The sequence below is a fragment of the Shinella sp. genome, assembly GCF_035998705.1.
Lineage (GTDB): Bacteria > Pseudomonadota > Alphaproteobacteria > Rhizobiales > Rhizobiaceae > Shinella.
Window position 1 is genome coordinate 181,508 of record NZ_DASYHH010000021.1, and the last position, 17,873, is coordinate 199,380.

At 64.7% G+C, this 17,873-nt stretch carries 15 protein-coding genes; 8 read left to right on the plus strand and 7 right to left on the minus strand.

The window, feature by feature from the left end:
* Positions 1 to 105 precede the first annotated feature (105 nt).
* From VGN93_RS16370 to VGN93_RS16380, 3 genes are all read left to right on the plus strand, one after another.
* Positions 106 to 927 carry a cyclase family protein gene (locus tag VGN93_RS16370; protein WP_327508273.1) on the plus strand — a complete coding sequence of 274 codons (822 nt, stop codon included), beginning with the start codon at positions 106 to 108 and terminating at the stop codon, positions 925 to 927.
* Between the two features lie 49 nt (positions 928 to 976).
* On the plus strand, positions 977 to 1,390 hold the full coding sequence (locus VGN93_RS16375) for a carboxymuconolactone decarboxylase family protein (RefSeq protein ID WP_327508274.1): 414 nt from the start codon (positions 977 to 979) through the stop codon (positions 1,388 to 1,390).
* Between the two features lie 102 nt (positions 1,391 to 1,492).
* Positions 1,493 to 3,952, plus strand: coding sequence for an ATP-dependent helicase (locus tag VGN93_RS16380; protein WP_327508315.1), 2,460 nt, complete (start codon positions 1,493 to 1,495; stop codon positions 3,950 to 3,952).
* Positions 3,953 to 3,984: 32 nt separating this feature from the next.
* Here the strand turns inward: VGN93_RS16380 and VGN93_RS16385 are convergent, their stop codons facing one another.
* The 5 genes from VGN93_RS16385 to VGN93_RS16405 all read right to left on the minus strand — a co-directional run bounded on the left by VGN93_RS16385 (position 3,985) and on the right by VGN93_RS16405 (position 10,173).
* Complete coding sequence (locus VGN93_RS16385; protein ID WP_327508316.1) at positions 3,985 to 5,664, minus strand: PAS domain-containing methyl-accepting chemotaxis protein; 1,680 nt, start codon at positions 5,662 to 5,664, stop codon at positions 3,985 to 3,987.
* A gap of 245 nt (positions 5,665 to 5,909) precedes the next feature.
* Positions 5,910 to 7,118, minus strand: coding sequence for a DUF2778 domain-containing protein (locus VGN93_RS16390; protein ID WP_327508275.1), 1,209 nt, complete (start codon positions 7,116 to 7,118; stop codon positions 5,910 to 5,912).
* Positions 7,119 to 7,371: 253 nt separating this feature from the next.
* Positions 7,372 to 8,790, minus strand: a complete 1,419-nt coding sequence (locus VGN93_RS16395) for an amidase (RefSeq protein ID WP_327508276.1) — start codon at positions 8,788 to 8,790, stop codon at positions 7,372 to 7,374.
* Between the two features lie 64 nt (positions 8,791 to 8,854).
* Positions 8,855 to 9,346: a DUF1772 domain-containing protein gene (locus VGN93_RS16400; RefSeq protein ID WP_327508277.1), complete on the minus strand. Its 492-nt coding sequence runs from the start codon at positions 9,344 to 9,346 to the stop codon at positions 8,855 to 8,857.
* A 2-nt stretch (positions 9,347 to 9,348) separates the two neighbouring features.
* Complete coding sequence (locus tag VGN93_RS16405; protein ID WP_327508278.1) at positions 9,349 to 10,173, minus strand: NmrA family transcriptional regulator; 825 nt, start codon at positions 10,171 to 10,173, stop codon at positions 9,349 to 9,351.
* A gap of 98 nt (positions 10,174 to 10,271) precedes the next feature.
* On the opposite strand from VGN93_RS16405, the gene VGN93_RS16410 reads away from it, so the two are divergent.
* On the plus strand, positions 10,272 to 10,892 hold the full coding sequence (locus tag VGN93_RS16410; protein ID WP_414714098.1) for a TetR/AcrR family transcriptional regulator: 621 nt from the start codon (positions 10,272 to 10,274) through the stop codon (positions 10,890 to 10,892).
* A 4-nt stretch (positions 10,893 to 10,896) separates the two neighbouring features.
* Here the strand turns inward: VGN93_RS16410 and VGN93_RS16415 are convergent, their stop codons facing one another.
* Positions 10,897 to 11,994 (minus strand): hypothetical protein, encoded by a 1,098-nt coding sequence (locus tag VGN93_RS16415; protein ID WP_327508279.1) that lies wholly within the window; start codon positions 11,992 to 11,994, stop codon positions 10,897 to 10,899.
* 187 nt (positions 11,995 to 12,181) lie between these two features.
* On the opposite strand from VGN93_RS16415, the gene VGN93_RS16420 reads away from it, so the two are divergent.
* Together VGN93_RS16420 and VGN93_RS16425 are read left to right on the plus strand one after the other, a co-directional pair.
* Positions 12,182 to 12,973: a DUF1194 domain-containing protein gene (locus VGN93_RS16420; protein ID WP_319317596.1), complete on the plus strand. Its 792-nt coding sequence runs from the start codon at positions 12,182 to 12,184 to the stop codon at positions 12,971 to 12,973.
* Positions 12,974 to 13,158: 185 nt separating this feature from the next.
* The gene (locus tag VGN93_RS16425) at positions 13,159 to 14,358 is read left to right on the plus strand and encodes an aromatic ring-hydroxylating dioxygenase subunit alpha (protein ID WP_327508280.1); all 1,200 of its coding nucleotides are present in this window, start codon (positions 13,159 to 13,161) and stop codon (positions 14,356 to 14,358) included.
* A gap of 91 nt (positions 14,359 to 14,449) precedes the next feature.
* On the opposite strand, the gene VGN93_RS16430 is transcribed toward VGN93_RS16425, so the two are convergent.
* A complete protein-coding gene (locus VGN93_RS16430; RefSeq protein ID WP_327508281.1) occupies positions 14,450 to 15,874 on the minus strand; it encodes an aminotransferase in 1,425 nt (474 codons plus the stop codon).
* A 258-nt stretch (positions 15,875 to 16,132) separates the two neighbouring features.
* On the opposite strand from VGN93_RS16430, the gene VGN93_RS16435 reads away from it, so the two are divergent.
* Entirely contained in the window at positions 16,133 to 17,050 is a 918-nt protein-coding gene (locus VGN93_RS16435; protein WP_327508282.1) for an ABC transporter permease, read from the plus strand.
* Positions 17,047 to 17,871 carry an ABC transporter permease gene (locus tag VGN93_RS16440; protein ID WP_327508283.1) on the plus strand — a complete coding sequence of 275 codons (825 nt, stop codon included), beginning with the start codon at positions 17,047 to 17,049 and terminating at the stop codon, positions 17,869 to 17,871. Before VGN93_RS16435 ends, VGN93_RS16440 begins: the two co-directional genes overlap by 4 nt.
* Positions 17,872 to 17,873 lie beyond the last annotated feature (2 nt).

The window sequence follows — 17,873 nt, forward strand, 5'->3', positions numbered from 1 at the left end:
GTGGCTGGACCGATCCGGCGCGTGTGATAGCTTTCTTGCGCCAGTATGGCCGAGCCTTATTTCAGCATTGTTTCATCAACGCATTAACCGACAGGGGGAAGAACCATGTGCGACGCCTGCGTCATCGATACCGTCAAGAACCGCATGCTTTCGAGGAGAAGCTTTTTCCGTGCCGCCGCTGCGGGCGCCGCAACGGTTGCGGCAGCCAGTTCCGGCGCGCTGAGCCTCGCACTTGCCCAGGCGCCGAGCAAGGCAACGGACCTCACCCACGAACTCTACGAGGAGTTTCCGACTTTCTTCGGGCAGCAGCAGTTCTGGCGTGAGCAGAAATTCAACTACAAGGAACACAAGTTCAATCTCTTCGAGCTGCGAGTGAACGAGCACACCGGCACCCATGTCGATGCGCCGCTGCACTTTTCCGAGGACGGCAAATCGGTCGCCGAAATCCCGGTCTCGGACCTCGTCGTGCCGCTCGCCATCATCGATATCCGCGAGAAGGCGGCGGCGAATGCCGATGCGCAGCTGACGCCGGACGACATCAAGGCCTGGATCGCCGCCAATGGCGACCTGCCGGAAAAGGCCTGCGTGGCGCTGCTGTCCGGCTGGGACAAACATCTCGGCACCGACAAGTTCCGCAATGCCGACGCCGAGGGCAAGATGCATTTCCCGGGCTTCCACGTCGAAGCCGTGCAGTATCTCGCCGAAAACTCCAGCGCCGCCGGCATCGCCGTCGATACGCTGTCGCTCGACTACGGCATCTCGCCCGATTTCGCGACGCACTATGCCTGGCTTGCCTCCGGCCATTGGGGGCTTGAAGCGGCAGCCAATCTGGACCAGCTTCCGGCCAAGGGCGCGACCCTCATCGTCGGCGCGCCAAAAGTGCGCGGCGGAACGGGCGGCCCTGCCCGCGTGTTCGCGCTGGCCTGACCCCATCGGCCGGCGGCCTGCCCGCCGGCCCTTTCTTCCGGAGGAACCCATGAGCACCGTCAAGCCAGCCGAAGACATCGAAGCCGATCCGCGCGTCAAAGCGGTGTTCGACGACATCCGCGCCACCCGCAAATCCGACTTCGTCAACAATATGTGGCGCTACCTCGCCTTCGACCCGGCGCTGCTGGAGCGCACCTGGGCGGAGGTGAAGGCGGTGATGGCGACACCCTCGACGCTCGATCCGCTGGTCAAGGAAATGCTCTACATCGCCGTCTCGGTGACGAACGGATGCAGCTATTGCGTCCACTCCCACACCGCCGCCGCCAAGGCCAAGGGCATGACGGACGCGCAATATGCCGAGCTGCTCGCCATCGTCTCGCTCGCCGGCAAGACCAACCAGCTCGCCACCGCCCTCCAGCTGCCCGTGGACGCCGTCTTCGATGCGGACCGCGCGACGCCCTGAACGGCGCGGCTTTCCACAATCTTCTGGTCAATGTTTTTCCCCGTGGAATAAAAGCAGAACGGAAATCTGGTCTTTCGAGCCCGAATCACTACATTGAACCGCATGATCAGCGGTTACGACGACATTCCCTTCTTCGATGAGGACCCGCAGCTTTCCGAAAAGCCCGCCGCGCCAAAGGAAAAGCCGGCTGGTGGCATCGCCGCGCGTGCGATGGCCGCGAGAGACCTCGGTCGCGCGCCGGACTACCTCTCCGGCCTCAATCCGGAACAGCGCGAGGCGGTGGAAACGCTCGACGGCCCCCTGCTGGTGCTCGCCGGCGCCGGCACCGGCAAGACGCGCGTCTTGACCACCCGCATCGCCCATATCCTCGCGACCGGCCGCGCCTTCCCCAGCCAGATGCTGGCCGTGACCTTCACCAACAAGGCCGCGCGCGAGATGAAGGAACGCATCGGCCTCCTCGTCGGCGGCGCCGTCGAAGGCATGCCCTGGCTCGGCACCTTCCACTCGATCGGCGTGAAGCTGCTGCGCCGCCATGCCGAACTGGTCGGCCTGCGCTCCGATTTCTCCATCCTCGACACCGACGACGTCGTGCGGCTGATCAAGCAGATCATCCAGGCCGAGGGCATCGACGACAAGCGCTGGCCGGCAAAGCAGTTCGCCGGCATGATCGACGGCTGGAAGAACAAGGGCCTCGACCCGGCACAGATCCCGGAGGGCGACGCCCGCGCTTTCGCCAATGGCAAGGGCCGCGAACTCTACATCGCCTACCAGAACCGCCTGAAGACGCTGAACGCCTGCGATTTCGGCGACCTGCTGCTGCACCCGATCCGGATGTTCCGCGCCAATCCGGACGTGCTGGCCGAATACCACCAGAAATTCCGCTACATCCTCGTCGACGAGTATCAGGACACCAACACCGCCCAGTATATGTGGCTGCGCCTGCTCGCCCAGCGCCCGAAGGGCACGCCGCAGAATGTCTGCTGCGTCGGCGACGACGACCAGTCGATCTACGGCTGGCGCGGCGCGGAGGTGGACAACATTCTCCGCTTTGAGAAGGATTTTCCGGGCGCCCGCGTCGTCAAGCTGGAGCGCAACTACCGCTCGACCGCCCATATCCTCGGCGCTGCCGGCCACCTCATTGCGCATAACGAGGACCGGCTCGGCAAGACGCTCTTCACCGACCGGCACGATCCCGAGGACGACAAGGTCGTCGTGCATGCGGCCTGGGATTCGGAAGAAGAGGCGCGCGCCGTCGGCGAGGAGATCGAGCAGCTCCAGCGCCAGAAACACAAGCTCAACGACATGGCGATCCTGGTGCGCGCCTCCTTCCAGATGCGTGAATTCGAAGATCGTTTCGTCACGCTCGGCATCAACTACCGCGTCATCGGCGGCCCGCGGTTCTACGAGCGGCTCGAAATCCGCGATGCCATGGCCTATTTCCGCCTGGTCAGCCAGCCCGCCGACGACCTCGCCTTCGAGCGCATCGTCAACACGCCGAAGCGCGGCCTCGGCGACACGACGATCCGCAACCTGCATGATTATGCGCGCGCCCGCGACATCCCGATGCTCGCCGCCGCATCCGACATCATCGAGACCGACGAATTGAAGCCGAAGGCGCGCAAGGCGCTGTTCGACGTCGTCACCGATTTCCGCCGCTGGCAGACGCTCTTGGAGACCATGCCGCACACCGAGCTTGCCGAGCAGATCCTCGACGAGAGCGGCTATACAGCCATGTGGCAGGCGGACAAATCGGCGGAAGGCCCGGGGCGCCTCGACAACCTCAAGGAACTGATCCGCTCGATGGAAGCGTTCGAGTCCATGCGCGGCTTCCTCGACCACGTCTCGCTCGTCATGGATGCCGAGCAGAACGCGGAGCTCGACGCCGTCTCGATCATGACGCTGCACTCGGCCAAGGGCCTCGAATTCGAGACCGTCTTCCTGCCCGGCTGGGAGGAAGGCCTGTTCCCGCACCAGCGCGCGCTCGACGAGGGTGGCCGCTCGGGTCTCGAGGAAGAACGCCGCCTCGCCTATGTCGGCATCACGCGCGCCAAGCGCCGTTGCCACATCTGGTTCGTCTCGAACCGCCGCATCCACGGCCTCTGGCAATCGACGCTCCCCTCCCGCTTCCTCGACGAACTGCCGGAAGCGCATGTGGAAGTGGCCGAGGTGGAACAGTCCTATGGCGGTTACGGCCGCGGCGGCTACGGCCAGTCGCGCTTCGACAAGCAGGAGCCGTTCCAGAATGCCTATTCGACGCCCGGCTGGCGCCGCGCCCAGGCGAACCGCACGGAAGCCACGCGCGACAACTGGGGCTCACGCTCCGGCCACGCGGTCGAGCGCATCGGTTATGGCGAGAGCGGCCCGCGCTCGCGTATGATCGATGGCGAACTGGTGGCGAAATCGACCACGAGCGAACCGTCGAAATTCTCCGTCGGCGACCGGGTCTTCCACCTGAAATTCGGCAACGGCAATGTCGCGGCGATCGAGGGCAACAAGCTGACGATCGATTTCGACCGTGCCGGACAGAAACGCGTGCTGGACGGTTTCGTCGAACAGATCTGACGGGGCCGCCGAACGGCCCCGCTTTCCAAAAATCAGGATGCCTTCCGCATATGGCCGAGGCGTGCCGCGCGTTGCGCCGGCGTCCAGATTTCGCGGTCCTGGTCGCGCTGATGGTCGCGGCGGTTGAGCTGGAAGCGGTTCACCAGTTCCGTCAGCGTCGTCGCGCCCTCGGCAAGCGTCTGGCTGGTCGAGGTCGTGCGCTCCACCATCGCCGCATTGTCCTGCGTGATGCGGTCGACATCGGTCACCGCCGCGCTGATCTCTTCGAGACCATTTGCCTGTTCGGCGGCGGAGGTCGCGATCGCATCGACATTGTGGTCGATCTCTTCGACGAAATTGCCGATCTCCTTGAGCGCCCGGCCGGTCTCGCCGACAAGCCGCACGCCTTCGCGCACCTCGCTGCTGGAATTGGTGATCAGCGTCTTGATCTCGCGGGCGGCCTTGGCCGAGCGCTGGGCAAGCTCGCGCACTTCCTGCGCAACGACCGCAAAGCCCCTGCCCGCGTCGCCCGCGCGCGCCGCTTCGACCCCGGCGTTGAGCGCGAGCAGGTTGGTCTGGAAGGCGATCTCGTCGATCACGCCGATGATCTGGCCGATTTCGCTCGACGCGGATTCGATGCGCTGCATGGCGCTGACCGTGTCCTGCACGACATTGGCGGACGTGTTGGCGGAGGCGCGCGCATCCTGGACGAGCTTGCGGGTCTCCCGCGTGCGATCAGTGGAGGAGCGCACGGCGACGGTCATCTGCGTCAGCGCAGCCGCGGTCTCCTCGAGCGCCACCGCCTGCTGGCGGGTGCGCTCCGAAAGCTCCTCCGCCCCCATGCGCATCTCCTGGCCGCTGCGGTTGAGGATCTGCGTCTGGTCCAGCACCTTCGACAGGGTTTCCTGGAAGGCGCCGATCGAGCCGTTGAAATCGCGGCGCAGCGATTCGAACTCGCCGATGAACTGGCGGTCGATCGTGACGCGGATGTTGCATTCGGCAAGCCGGCCGAGACCCGCGCCGATCTCCTCGATCGCCCGCACGCGCTCCGTCACGTCCGTCGCGAATTTCACCACCTTGAACACCTTGCCACTGGCATCGAGGATGGGGTTGTAGGACGCCTGGATGTGGATCTTGCCGCCGCCCTTGGCGATGCGGGTGAACTGGTCGGAGACGAACTTGCCTTCGGCAAGCCGCGCCCAAAACTCCTTGTAGGCGGCACTTGCCACATATTCGGGCGCGCAGAACATCGCGTGATGGCGCCCGACGATCTCGGAGAGGTCGTAGCCGAGCGTGGCGAGAAAATTCTCGTTGGCGCCGAGGATGTCGCCCTTCGGCGTGAATTCGATGATCGCCTGCGCCCGGCTCAGCGCGGAGAGCTTGCCCTCGTCCTCCATGGCTTTGCGCTTCATGGCCGTGATGTCGGTGGCGAACTTCACCACCTTATAGGGCTTCCTGCCGCGGAAGACGGGATTGTAGGACGCCTCGATCCAGATCTCGCGGCCGCCCTTGGCGACGCGCTTGTACTGGCGCTGGTCGAAATGCCCCTCGGCAAGCCGCGCCCAGAACGCCGCGTATTCGGGGGATGCCGCCTCCGCCGGATCGACGAAGATGCGGTGATGCTGGCCGACGACCTCCGAAAGCTCATAGCCGACGGCCTGCAGGAAATTCTCGTTGGCGTGCAGAATCCTGCCGGTCATGTCGAATTCGATGATCGCCTGGGAGCGGTTCATCGCGGCAAGCACGGAGCGGGAATTCAATCCGAAATCGAAGGCAGTCACGTCTGGGTCCCCACGTCGATGTGGCCTAGGCAAACCTAGCCATCAAAAGAAGTTGGTTAAATTTGACCCGAAATTCTTAGCATTTGCTAAACCAAATGGTTATTGCTCACAACATTTGGAGGAAATCTCCGCGCCCGGCCGAAAAATGCAAAAAACCGGCACCAAGGGCGCCGGTTTCAGGGTTCACGCGAAAGATGTCAGGCGCCGGCCTTACGGTAGAGCGCGGCAAGCTGGGTGCGCGACGAGGGCAATTCCGGCACCACGACCATCATGGTGATATGCCCGCGCTTGAAGGCGTTGAGGAACGGCTCGTAGTTCTGGAAGGCGACGCAGCCGTGCGAGCCCTTCTGGTTGCGCAGGAGGTTGGTATGCGTCAAGAGGCCCGTGCGGTTCTTCGGGTCACGCCCGTCGATCGAGGTCATGCGGATCGCCTCTACGCCGTGGAAGCGCCGCTCGCGCATCTTCAGGCGGTAGATGCCGGCCGGCGTCGGCCCGTTCATCTTGACATGCTCGTAGCGCGGATTGTCGCGCATCTTGCCGATGCCGGAATGGGCGCGAAGCTTCGTGCCGTCGGGCATGTAGACCGTTGCGTTGGAGACGTCGTAGATCGCGACCCGCGTGCCCTTGCCGAGCCAGCCCGTGCCATTGCTGCTGCCGCCCTTGCCCTTGAACAGGTCGCCGAACAGCGAGCGCTCGGGCTTGGCGTAGGCGATCTCTTCCTTGTCCTTGTCCTTGTCCTTCGCCGTTTCGCGCTTGTTGCGCGCGACCGGCTTTTCTTCCACCACCGGCTTTTCGATGGCGACCGTCTCGAGCGCGGGCTTGGCTTCCGGCAGCGGGATCTGGCTGAGGATGTTGTCCTCTTCCGTCTGCGGCTTCTGCATGACGAGGCCGAAGGGCTGGATGTCCTTGCGCGCAGACGTGTCTTCGACGAGCGCGGTCACCATGGCCGGCTGGCCGGTGATCGCCTTTTCCTGTTCGACGGAGCGCTCGGCGCGGGCATAGGCCGCCTCGATCAACGCCGCCTTCGCCTTTTCACGCTTCACGGCGGAGGCGAGCTGGACCGAGATCTTGCGCTGGTGCGCCACCTGGATCGCCTCGGCGGTCAGCTGCTTCTGGCGAAGCTCGCTTTCCGAGGGCTGCGAGAGCCGCGAGAATTTCGCGATCTTCACCACCCGGTCGGCGGCCTTTTCTTTTGCCGCGGTCTTGATGTGGAGCGTGCCGGCAATGGCCTTCTTGCCGTCGGAAAGCGACGTTGCCGCCTCGTGCATGGCGCCGAGCGTCGAGACGACGGCCCAGGCGGACCCGGCGATGACGCCGCAGGCAAGCAATGTGCTGAGAAGGATGCCCGCGGAACGGCCCCGACGGGATTTCGACGCGGAACGCGCGGAACTGTACACAGACGCCATGATACTCGTTACCCGATACTCGTTACTCGACGCGGCCGCGGAACAGACAGTCCGAGGGCCTTTACGCTGGCGGCGGGCATCGGGACCACGCGTCCCGGAACTCTGCCGAACGAGCAAAGAATGACGAAATATGGTAAGCAATTCCTTTACGGCGCCTCACGTTTTTGAAGGAATCCGCCGGGGTGTCCTCACCGCCCGGCAAGGCTGCCTCTCACGAGAATGCGGCGATGGCGTGTCCTTACCGTCCGTATCGCTAGAACCGGGGAGGCCGGGCGAGCCAGTCGGTGGCCTTTTCATAGGCCGCGGCGGCCGCCAGCACGTCGCGATCGGCCCGCGCGCGGCCGATGATCTGGATGCCCGCAGGCAGGCCGTTTGCCCCGAAACCGGCCGGCATGGCGGCGACGGGAAGGCCGGCGAGCGTCGGGCCGATGACCACCTCCATCCAGCGGTGATAGGTGTCCATCGCCCGCCCGTCGATCGCTTTCGGCCAGTCCAGCTCGGCATCGAACGGAAAAACCTGGGCCGAGGGCAGGACGAGGAAATCGTAGGTTTCGAAGAGGCCCGAGACGTAGCGATGCCAGTCGCTGCGGCCGAGCGACGCCGCATAGACCTCGGTCGCCGAAAGCCCGCGGCCGTTCTCGATCTCCCAGATCATCTCCGGCTTCATGTTCGCGCGCCGCGCCGGATCATCGTAGTCGGCAGCCTGCCCGCCGGCGACGAGGAAATGGCGCAGCGTGCGCCAGGTCTGCCACAGCCGCGCCATGTCGAAGCCCGGCGCGACCTCTTCCACCGTGCAGCCGAGCCGGCGAAAGACGTCGAGCGTCCCGCGGCAAAGCTCCAGCACGCCCGGCTCGAACGGCAGGTAACCGCCGAAATCGCCGAGCCAGCCTATCCGGGCGCCGGAGAGATCGCGGCTCCCGTCCAGCGAGAGGTCCTCGTCGACCAGCGACAGCGGATCGCGCGGATCGTGCCCCGCCTGCGTCGCGAGAAGGGCCGCGACATCGGCGACGCTGCGCCCCATCGGCCCGTTGACGGCGAGCTGGCCGAGGAAAAGCTCGTTGCCGAGCGAGGGCACGCGGCCGAAGGACGGGCGGAAGCCGACGACATTGTTGAAACCGGCGGGATTGCGCAGCGAGCCCATCATGTCGCTGCCGTCGGCCACCGGCAGCATCCGCGCCGCAAGCGCCGCCGCCGCACCGCCGGAAGAACCGCCAGCGCTCTTGCCCGTATCGTAAGGGTTGCGCGTGACACCGAAGACCGGATTGTAGCTGTGCGAGCCGAGGCCCATTTCCGGCGCGTTGGTCTTGCCGATCACGATGGCCCCGGCCGCCCGGATGCGCTCGACATGGATGTCGTCATAGTCCGGCACGAAATCCGCGTAGTTCTTTGAGCCGAAGGAGCAGAGGATGCCCTTCGCCTCGGACAGATCCTTCACCGCGAAGGGCAGGCCATGCAGCCAGCCGCGATACTCTCCCGCCGCGAGCGCCCGGTCGGCCTCGTCCGCCTCGGCCAGCAGCTCTTCCGTCGGGCGGAGGCTGACGATGGCGTTGATGCGCGGATTGATCGCCGCGATGCGGGAAAGGTAGGCCGCCATGACGCTTCGGCAGTCGAGCCTGCGCTCGGCGATGGCGGCGGAAAGGGCAAGGGCGGAAAGGTCGGTAATGTCCTGCAAGGTCGGCTCCGGCGGTCTCTGATGCAAGAGCTAGCAGGCCGAGGGGGCGAGCGCCAGCCCGGCCTCAGCCGAGCGGCACACCCTGCCGGAAGGCGAGCGCGAAAAGCCCGACGGCGGCGAGCGAGCCGAGCGTGCGCACATGGTTCCATGGCGTCCAGACGTCGAGATAGCGCTGCCAGAGGGCCGCCTGTTCCGGGCTGCCGGCGGGGGCCGCGGCGAGCGCATCGTTGAGCGGCACGTTGAAGACCATCGTCACGCCGATGACCGCAACGAGGAAGACCACGCCGCCAGCCAAGGCCATGAGCCCGCCGGCCCCGCCCTGCAGGAAGCCGATGATGACGAGTGCGAGCGACAAAACCGCCGCGCCGAAGAAGGCCGTGGCAAACCAGGGGTTCAGGATAACGACATTGATGGCGTTCATCGCCGCCGCCCCTTCCGCCGGCGTCAGGCGCGCGAAGGCGGCCATGATGCAGACGGAAAAGATGAAGAACAGGCCGGCATTGAGCGCTGCCGCAAGGATGGCGAAAAAGGTCAGGATAGGGAAAACGCTTGCCATGATCAGGTCCTCCAGAAACCGGTTGCCGCGACGTCGCGGGCGAAATCGGCAAAATCGCGCGGCGGGCGGCCGAGCACCTGCTCGACATCGGTCCTCAGAGATTCGTTCCGCCCGTCGAGCACCGAGCCGAACAGGTAGGTGACGAGCCAGATGACATCCTCCGCAACGCCCGCCTCCCGCAGGATGCCGGCATAGGCCGCGACGGTGACCGGCGTATAGGCGACCGCGCGCCCGCCCGCCGCGGAAAATTCCGCCAGTGCCTCACGAAAGGTCATCAGCCGCGAGCCGGTCAGTTCATAGGTCCTGCCGGCATGCCCCTCCTCCGTCAGCGCCGCCACCGCCATGTCGGCAATGTCGCGCGTATCGACGAAGGGCTCGCGGACCGTGCTGGAGGGCAGCACCAGCTCGCCCGCCAGTATCTGTTCGGCAAACAGGCCTTCGCTGAAATTCTGGAAGAACCAGCTGCCGCGCAGCACGGTCCACGGGATGCCCGCTTCCTTCATCGCCGCCTCGCTCGCCTCCGCCGCATCCTCGCCGCGGCCGGAAAGCAGCACGATGCGCTGGACGCCGGCCTCGGCGGCAAGGCGGGAAAGCCGGCGGATATCGTCGTCCGAGCCCGGCACCGCGAGGTCCGGCTGATAGGCGATGTAGAGCGCATCCACATCCGCCAGCACCGCCGGCCAGCCGGACGCATCGCGCCAGTCGAACGGGATGTCCGCCGAGCGCGAGGCGACCCGCACCGCATAACCCTTCTCCCGCAATCTTTCGGCGATCGGCCGCCCCGTCTTGCCTTCGCCACCCAGAAGCAGAATGCGCTTGTTCGTCATGTCTCCGCCCTCCAAAATGTGAGCATCACTCATGTTTGCAAAATGTGAGGAATCCTCGTATTTGTCAAGCGCGATTATGCGAGCCTTTGGAGCAGACGGTGGAACGAGAGCCGAGCGAAACGCAGATGCGTCGCGCGCCGACCCAGAAACGCAGCCGCGAGCGGGTGGACGCCATCCTTGCCAATGCGACGGAGATGATCGCCGAAACGGGGAGCGACGCGCTGCGCATGAGCGAGCTCGCCCAGCGCACGGGCATCTCGATCGGCTCGCTCTACCAGTATTTTCCCGACAAGAGCGCCGTCGTGCATGCGCTCGCCGAACGCTGCAACGAGGATAGCCGCGCCTGCATCGCCGAAGGCCTCGCCACGGTCGAAAGCATGGACGAACTCGGCACCGCCTTCGCCAGCCTGATCGATACCTACTACGCGATCTTCCTCGCCGAACCCGTCATCCGCGACATCTGGTCGGCGGTGCAGGCGGATGGGGCGTTGCGGGCCATGGAGGTCGAGGAAAGCCGGCGCAACGGCGCGCTGCTCGCCGCCCGGCTGACGGCGCTGCGGCCTCAGGCCGATCCGCAAAAGATCGAGGCGACCGCTCTTCTCGTCATGCATCTCGGTGAGGCGACCATGCGCCTTTCCGTCTCGGTCGCGCGGGCGGAGGGCGACCGTCTGGTCGAGGCCTACAAGCGCATGGCGATCCACGAGCTGATGGCGCTTTGAGTGTTCAAGCGCGTTTGCGGGCGCGGCGCTGTTCCAGCACGTCCGCGGCTTCCAGCAGCGTATCGAAGATGTAGGAAATCTTCTCGCCCCGCGTCTCGCCATACCAGATCTGCGGCACCATCACCCGAAAGCGGGTCTCCAGAAGATCGGCAAGCGCCTCGGTATCCCCCATCCATTCGAGCATGTCGGCGTAAAGGTTCATCACGCTCGGTGCCGGGAAGCGGGCAAGCAGGTCTTCGAAGCCCTGCTTGACGAGGGCCGGATCGCAGAGCGTATCGGCAAGCTCGTGATCGCCGACATCGGTGTTCGCCTGCTGGATCAGCGCATAGAAGCCGAGGCCGAAGCACTCCCGGGTCAGCTCCACCGCCCGCCGGGCGAAGTTTTCGAGGTCCTGCGCGTCGCGGCCGAGCCAGCGCGGCATGATCATGCGGGCATGCGCCCGGCAGAGATCGACATTGTAGCGGTCGAGCAGCCAGGCCCGCTCGAAACGCGCCTTGAAGATGTCGAAACTGCCCTCGTTCGCCGCGCGGCGGTAGTCGCTCATCCGCCAGCTGAAATTCTCCGGGTCCGGATGGCTGTCGAGCACCTCGTCCGCTTCCTTCAAAAGCTCCTCGTAGCTCTTCCACTGCTCCGGCCGCACGAAGCGTCCATAGGCGGTGCCGCGCCGCGCGAAGGCGGTTACGCGCAGTGCATCGGCATAGGTGGCGGCGGAAAACGGCGACGGGCTGCGCTGGAAGAACGCCCGGAACGGCTTGAGCATCTCCTCATGCGCCGGCGCCTCCTCGTCCGGCAGCTCCAGGAAGGGTTCGAAGAACCAGTCCTTCACCAGGGAATAATGCGGCCGGCCGCTTTGAGCGATCACGCCGCCGGCCCGTGCGGCCTCGAAGGCGCGCTGGTAGGCCTCGAAATCGCCGTTGCCCCAGGCGATCCGCATGGCGTCGCGCTGCGGAACGAGGTCCGGGAGCTCGTCATAGAGGTCGACGAGATAGAGATCGTAGTCGCGGACCAGCAGCTCCTGCGGCGAAAGCGGCTCCGCCGGCGCGCGCTCCGCCCGGCCGAACATCCTGTTGCGAAGCGTGCTGAAAATATCCTTGAAGCCCATCTCGATCTGCTTTCTCCGCCCGAAGGCAAGTCCCGTTCCCGGCGTCCGAAAATCGCCGGAACAGCAATCTGACGGTCGCGGGCCGGCGGCTATTCGCCGGCATCACCGATATTTGAACTGCGCCCGTCCTTTCCTTGCGCGGTTCGTGATACATTTGCCGTCCGGGATATGCACATAGGTGATGGCCATGCTGACAGTGCTTGCCTTGCTGATGAGCCTGACGGCCGGCGCCGAAATCGCCGCCGCCTCCGACCAGGAGGTCGACGTGGAGCTGGTGCTTGCGGTCGACGTCTCCGGCTCGATGGACCTGGAGGAAGCGCAGGTGCAGCGCGCCGGCTATGTCGATGCGCTCAGACATCCCGATTTCGTCAATGCCGTGCGCGACGGCCTGACCGGCCGCATCGCCATCAGCTATTTCGAATGGGCCGGCACGATCCGCGACAGTTCCCACCTGCCCTGGCAGATCATCTCCGGGCCGGAAGACGCCAACGCCTTTGCAGCCCAACTGGAGGCCCGCCCGATCGCCACGCGCCGCGGCACGTCGATCTCCGGCGCCATCGTCTACGGCGCGAAACTCTTCGATGGAAACGGCTATTCCGGCATGCGCCGCGTCATCGATGTCTCCGGCGACGGCCCGAACAATTTCGGACCGCCCGTGACGCCGGCCCGCGATGCCGCCACCGCGCTCGGCATTATCATCAACGGCCTCGCCATCATGATCCGCCCCTCGGCCGCCTACGGCTCGCTCGACGACTATTATTCGAACTGCGTCATCGGCGGCCCGGGCGCCTTCGTGCTGCCGGTGCAGGAGCCGGAGGATTTCGCCATCGCCATCCGCCGCAAGCTGATCCTCGAAGTCAGCGGCGCCGAGCCGCCCGCCCGCGTGATCCGCGCCGCCGGCCAGAGCGCCGACTGCATGATCGGCGAGAAACTCAGGCCCAGCTACATGGAACGCTACTACCCGGAACTCGACCGGTAACGCGCGTGAAAATCTGCCGTTAAGCTGCGGCACCGACGTGGTTTTAGCCGAAAATCCGCCCCTCCTCGGCCGCGCCGCGACCGGCTTTTTCCTGATTCAAAAACAACAGCTCGTCGCAAGCTATTCCTTTTAAACGGAAATCGTGCTTATATTGAATGAACGTTCAGCAAAATAAGGGGAGCGACATGAACGAGATGATCCGCGATATCAACGTTCCGAACGACTGGGACAGGAGCGGACTTCCGGGCTGGTGTTATCACAGCCCCGCCCTTCTCGAGCTGGAGAAGCAGCATGTTTTCCGCGAGCACTGGCAGATCGCCTGCCACGTCTCCGACATTCCCGAGCCCGGCAACTACCTTGCCATGGACGTCGTCGGCGAGCGCGCGCTCATCCTGCGCGGGCAGGACGGCACCGTGCGCGCCTTCCACAATATCTGCCGCCACCGCGGCTCGCGCCTCGTCGCCGACGAGACGGGCACGTGCCGCAACGCGCTTGTCTGTCCCTTCCACGGCTGGGTCTACAATCTCGACGGCACCTTGCGCGGCGCCGCGCGCCCCCGCAGTTTCCCGCCGCTCGACAAGGACGAGTTCGCGCTGAAATCGCTCGAATGCGAGATCTGGATGGGTTTCGTCTTCATCCGCTTCGCGCCCGGCCCGCAGCCCTCCGTCGCCGAGCTGATGAAGCCCTTCGAGGACGAACTTTCGCATTACCGTTCCGAGGAGATGGTGCCCACCGGCGGTATCTGGACGCAGGAAAGTCCGGTCAACTGGAAGTCCGTGCGCGACGTCGACAACGAGGGCTACCATGTCGCCATGGCCCACCCGGCCCTTCAGGACCTCTATGGCTCGACCTATTACGACGAGCCCTTCGTCGACGGCCTCTGCCGGTCCTTCGCCACCTACAATCCCCATGCCGGCCGGCGCTGGAGCGTGCGCAACTACGTCAGGATATCGCAGGACAACCCGCGGCTTCCCGAACGGCTGCGCAAGGCCTGGATCTATTTCGGCCTGTTCCCGAACTGCGTCATCGCGGTGACGCCGGAGACCATGCAGTTCTACCAGGAATTCCCCATCGGCGTCGGCAGGACGTTGCTGCGCGGCGGCATCTACCGCTACCGCGACGAGGACCGCGCCCAGCGCCTCGCCCGCTACCTCGCCTACCGCATCGATCGCGACACGCAGTCCGAGGACGTGCAGCTCACCGTCTGGTCGAACGAGGCGATGACCTCGAACGCCTTTGCCGGCTTCTACCTCTCCGACCTCGAATATGGCGTGCGCACCCACCACGACCACATTCGCAAGGTGCTGCCGGTGGTGACGCTGAAGGAGGCGCCGGAAGAGACGGCGATGGCGGAGGTCAATGCCGGCCTCGCCGAAAGCCGCTAAACCACCGACATGAAAAAGAGGCCCGCTTTCGCGGGCCTCAAACGTTTGGACCGGGGAATGTCGGTCCAAACAGGGTCTTGTCCGGAAGGGCTCAGCCCTTCCAGAGCCCTTCGCGGGTCAGGTCGTCCATGGTGAGTTCGATGCCGCGGCGCAGGATCGAAGCCATGTCGTCGATCTGCGCTGTCGAGATGGTGAGCGGCGGCGACATCACGCACATGCTGATGAGCGGGCGCACCAGAAGGCCGAGTTCCTGGCAATGCCGGTCGATGCGTTTTCCCACTTCGAGATCGAGCGTCAGCGGATTGTTGCTGACCCGGTCGGCGACGCATTCGACGCAGGCCATGAGGCCGAGACCGCGCACTTCGCCGACCAGCGGCAGGTCTTCCAGCGCCTTCAGGCTCTTCTGGAAATGATCCGACACCGCCCGTGCATGCGCCAAAAGGCCGCCTTCCAGGATGTCGAGGTTCTTCAGCGCCACGGCGCAGCCGACCGGATGGCTGGAATAGGTGAGCCCGTGCGCAAACATCGCCTCCGAATGGTTCGAACGGCGCAACTCCTCGAACAGCCGGCCTGCGATCATCACGCCGCCGAGCGGGAAATAACCGGAGGTGACGCCCTTGGCGAAGGTGATCATGTCCGGCTCGATATCGAAAACATCCTTCGACGCGAAGACATGGCCGAGGCGCCCGAAGGCCGTCACTACCTCGTCGGCGATGAAGAGGATGTCGTTGGCCCGGCAAAGCGCGTGCATGCGCTTGAGGTATCCCGCGGGCGGCACGATGACGCCGCCAGAGGCCATGACGGGCTCGGCAATGAAGGCGCCGATAGTTTCGGCCCCCTTCTCTTCTATGACCTGCCGGAATTCCTCAACGAGGAAGTCGCAGAACGCCTCTTCCGTAATGCCTTCCGGCCGGCGGAACGGGTCCGGGCAGGAGAGTTTGACGACGAGATCCGACGCGCTGTCCATCCAGTCGTGGTCGCGCGGCCGGCCGTTGAGCGAGGCGGAGAGATAGGTCGAACCGTGATAGCCGCCCTGCCGGGAGACGATCAGCTTCTTCTCCGGCCGCCCCTTCACATTGTTGGCGAACTGCATGAAGCGCAGCGCCGTCTCCACCGCCGAGGAACCGCCCGTCGTGTAGAAAACGTGGTCGACGCCGTCGGGCGCGTGCTCGGCGAGTCGGGCAGAGAGCACAGCAGAGGGTGTGTTCGTCGTGTACCAGGGCGAATTGTAGGATAGCTCCATGGCCTGCGACGCCATGACGTCGGCCAATTCCTTGTTGCGGTGCCCGGCATTGACGCACCACATGCCGGCAGGCCCGTCGATCAGCTTTCTGCCGCTGGCATCCGTCACATAGATGCCCTCGCCCGACTCGATTCGCCCGCGTGCCTCGGCACCGATCGAGCCCGACATCGGCCAAGGCTGCACCAGGTGGCGCTCGGCAAGGCGGGTGATCTCGTCGCCCGCCGCCTCGCCAGCACGCAGGTCCTCGTTCGCCGTCTTCGGAATTGCCGCCATGTCCCGCTCCATCGATTATTTACCAAGAGGATATCGCATACAACAATATGAAAGAGTTTAGGTTTCCCAATCATATTGAATGTTCGTTCAATCAATATTGCAGAACTGGGGCTTGATTTCAACGGGGATTTGAGCGCATGTTGTCTTCAGGGAACACGAGAGTGCCGGATACGGAAACTCCTCAAGCCGAAAAGGCGCACATATGGGAATGGGAAGCCTCACGCTCTATGAATGTTGCCGCGAGCGGAGCCCTGCCCGATGACGGCGGCGGCGTTCGACAGGATCGCTGACACGCCCGCCCCGGCAAGGCGCCGGGCCTGGACACGCAGCGAAGAGGCCCGCGGCCTCGCCATGATCTCGCCGACCTTCCTCTATGCGCTGGCGCTGCTTTTCTTGCCCGTCCTCATCGTCATCGCCTACAGTTTCTGGACCCAGAACTATCTCGACATCGACCGCACCTTCACGCTGGAAAACTACCGCCAGGCGCTGACCGAACCGATCTACCGCGACCTCTTCATCCGCTCGCTGTGGATCTCGCTGACGGTCAGCGTCGTCACCGTCGTCTTCTCTTACCCCATCGCCTGGTTCATCTCCTTCCATGGCGGGGTGCACAAAAACCTCTGGCTCTTCCTGATCACCGTACCCTGCTGGACGAGCTATCTGCTGCGCGTCATGTCCTGGAAGGTCATCCTCGGCTATGGCGGCGTCATGAACACCGGCCTTATCTCGATGGGCCTCATCGACAAGCCGGTGACCTCGCTGCTCTACAATTCCAACGCCGTCGTCATCACGCTGGTGCACAGCTGGGCCGCCTTCGCCATCTTGCCGATCTACGTCTCGCTGCAGAAGATCGACCGCACCTATATCGAGGCGGCACGCGATCTCGGCGACAGTCGGCTCCGCGCCTTCTTCCGCATCACCCTGCCGCTGTCGCTGCCGGGCGTCGTCTCCGCCTTCCTGATCGTGATGATACCGACCGTCGGCGACTACGTGACGCCGCGCCTCGTCGGCGGCAAGGACGGCGTGATGATCGCGACCGCCATCCAGGCGCAGTTCGGCAAGGGCGCGAACTGGCCGCTGGGTGCCGCCCTCTCCGTAACGACCATGATCCTCGTGTCGCTGACGGCCGCAGCCGTCGTGCTGGCGCTGAAATTCACCGTGCGGAGGATCAAATGACAATCCTCACGCAACGCTTGCGTTTCATTCCGTGGCTGCCGGTCTATGTCGCGGTCTATTTCCTCTTCCTCTACCTGCCGATCCTGCTGCTGCCGGTCTTCTCCTTCAACAATGCGGCGACGACGACCTTCCCGCTCGCCGGCTTCACCACCAAATGGTACGCCTCGCTCGCCGGCAATTCGGTGATGATGGAAGCGGCCTGGAACAGTCTGGTCGTCGGCATCTCGGTCGCGCTGCTCTCGACGGTGCTCGGCATCTGCGCGGCCCGCGCCATCACGCGATACCGCTTTCGCGGCCAGAGGGCGGCGGCCGGCCTCATCATGGCGCCGCTCTTCCTGCCGGAAATCATCGTCGCGGTCTCGCTCCTGATGATCGTGCTCGCGATGGGCATCGAGCTTTCGCTCGTCACCATCATCCTCGGCCAGACCGTGTTCTGCGTGCCCTATGCCATGTCGGTGCTCGTCTCCGGCTTCGAGGGCTTCGACCGCAGCCTGGAAGAAGCCTCCTACGATCTCGGCGAAACCGCCATCGGCACCTTCCGGCGCGTCACGCTGCCGGTGGTCGCACCGGCCATCGTCTCCAGCCTGCTCGTTACCTTCACCATCTCGCTCGACGAGTTCATCCTCGCCTTCTTCCTGTCCGGCACCGCGCCGACGCTGCCGGTCTATATCTGGGGCCAGCTGCGTTTCGCCGCCAAGCTGCCCGGCGTGCTGGCGCTCGGCACGATCATGCTCGTCGCCTCGATCCTCATGCTCACCCTTGCCGAAGTCCTGCGCCGCCGTGCCGAACGCCGCACGCAATTGGCGCTCATCCTGCCCTAGGA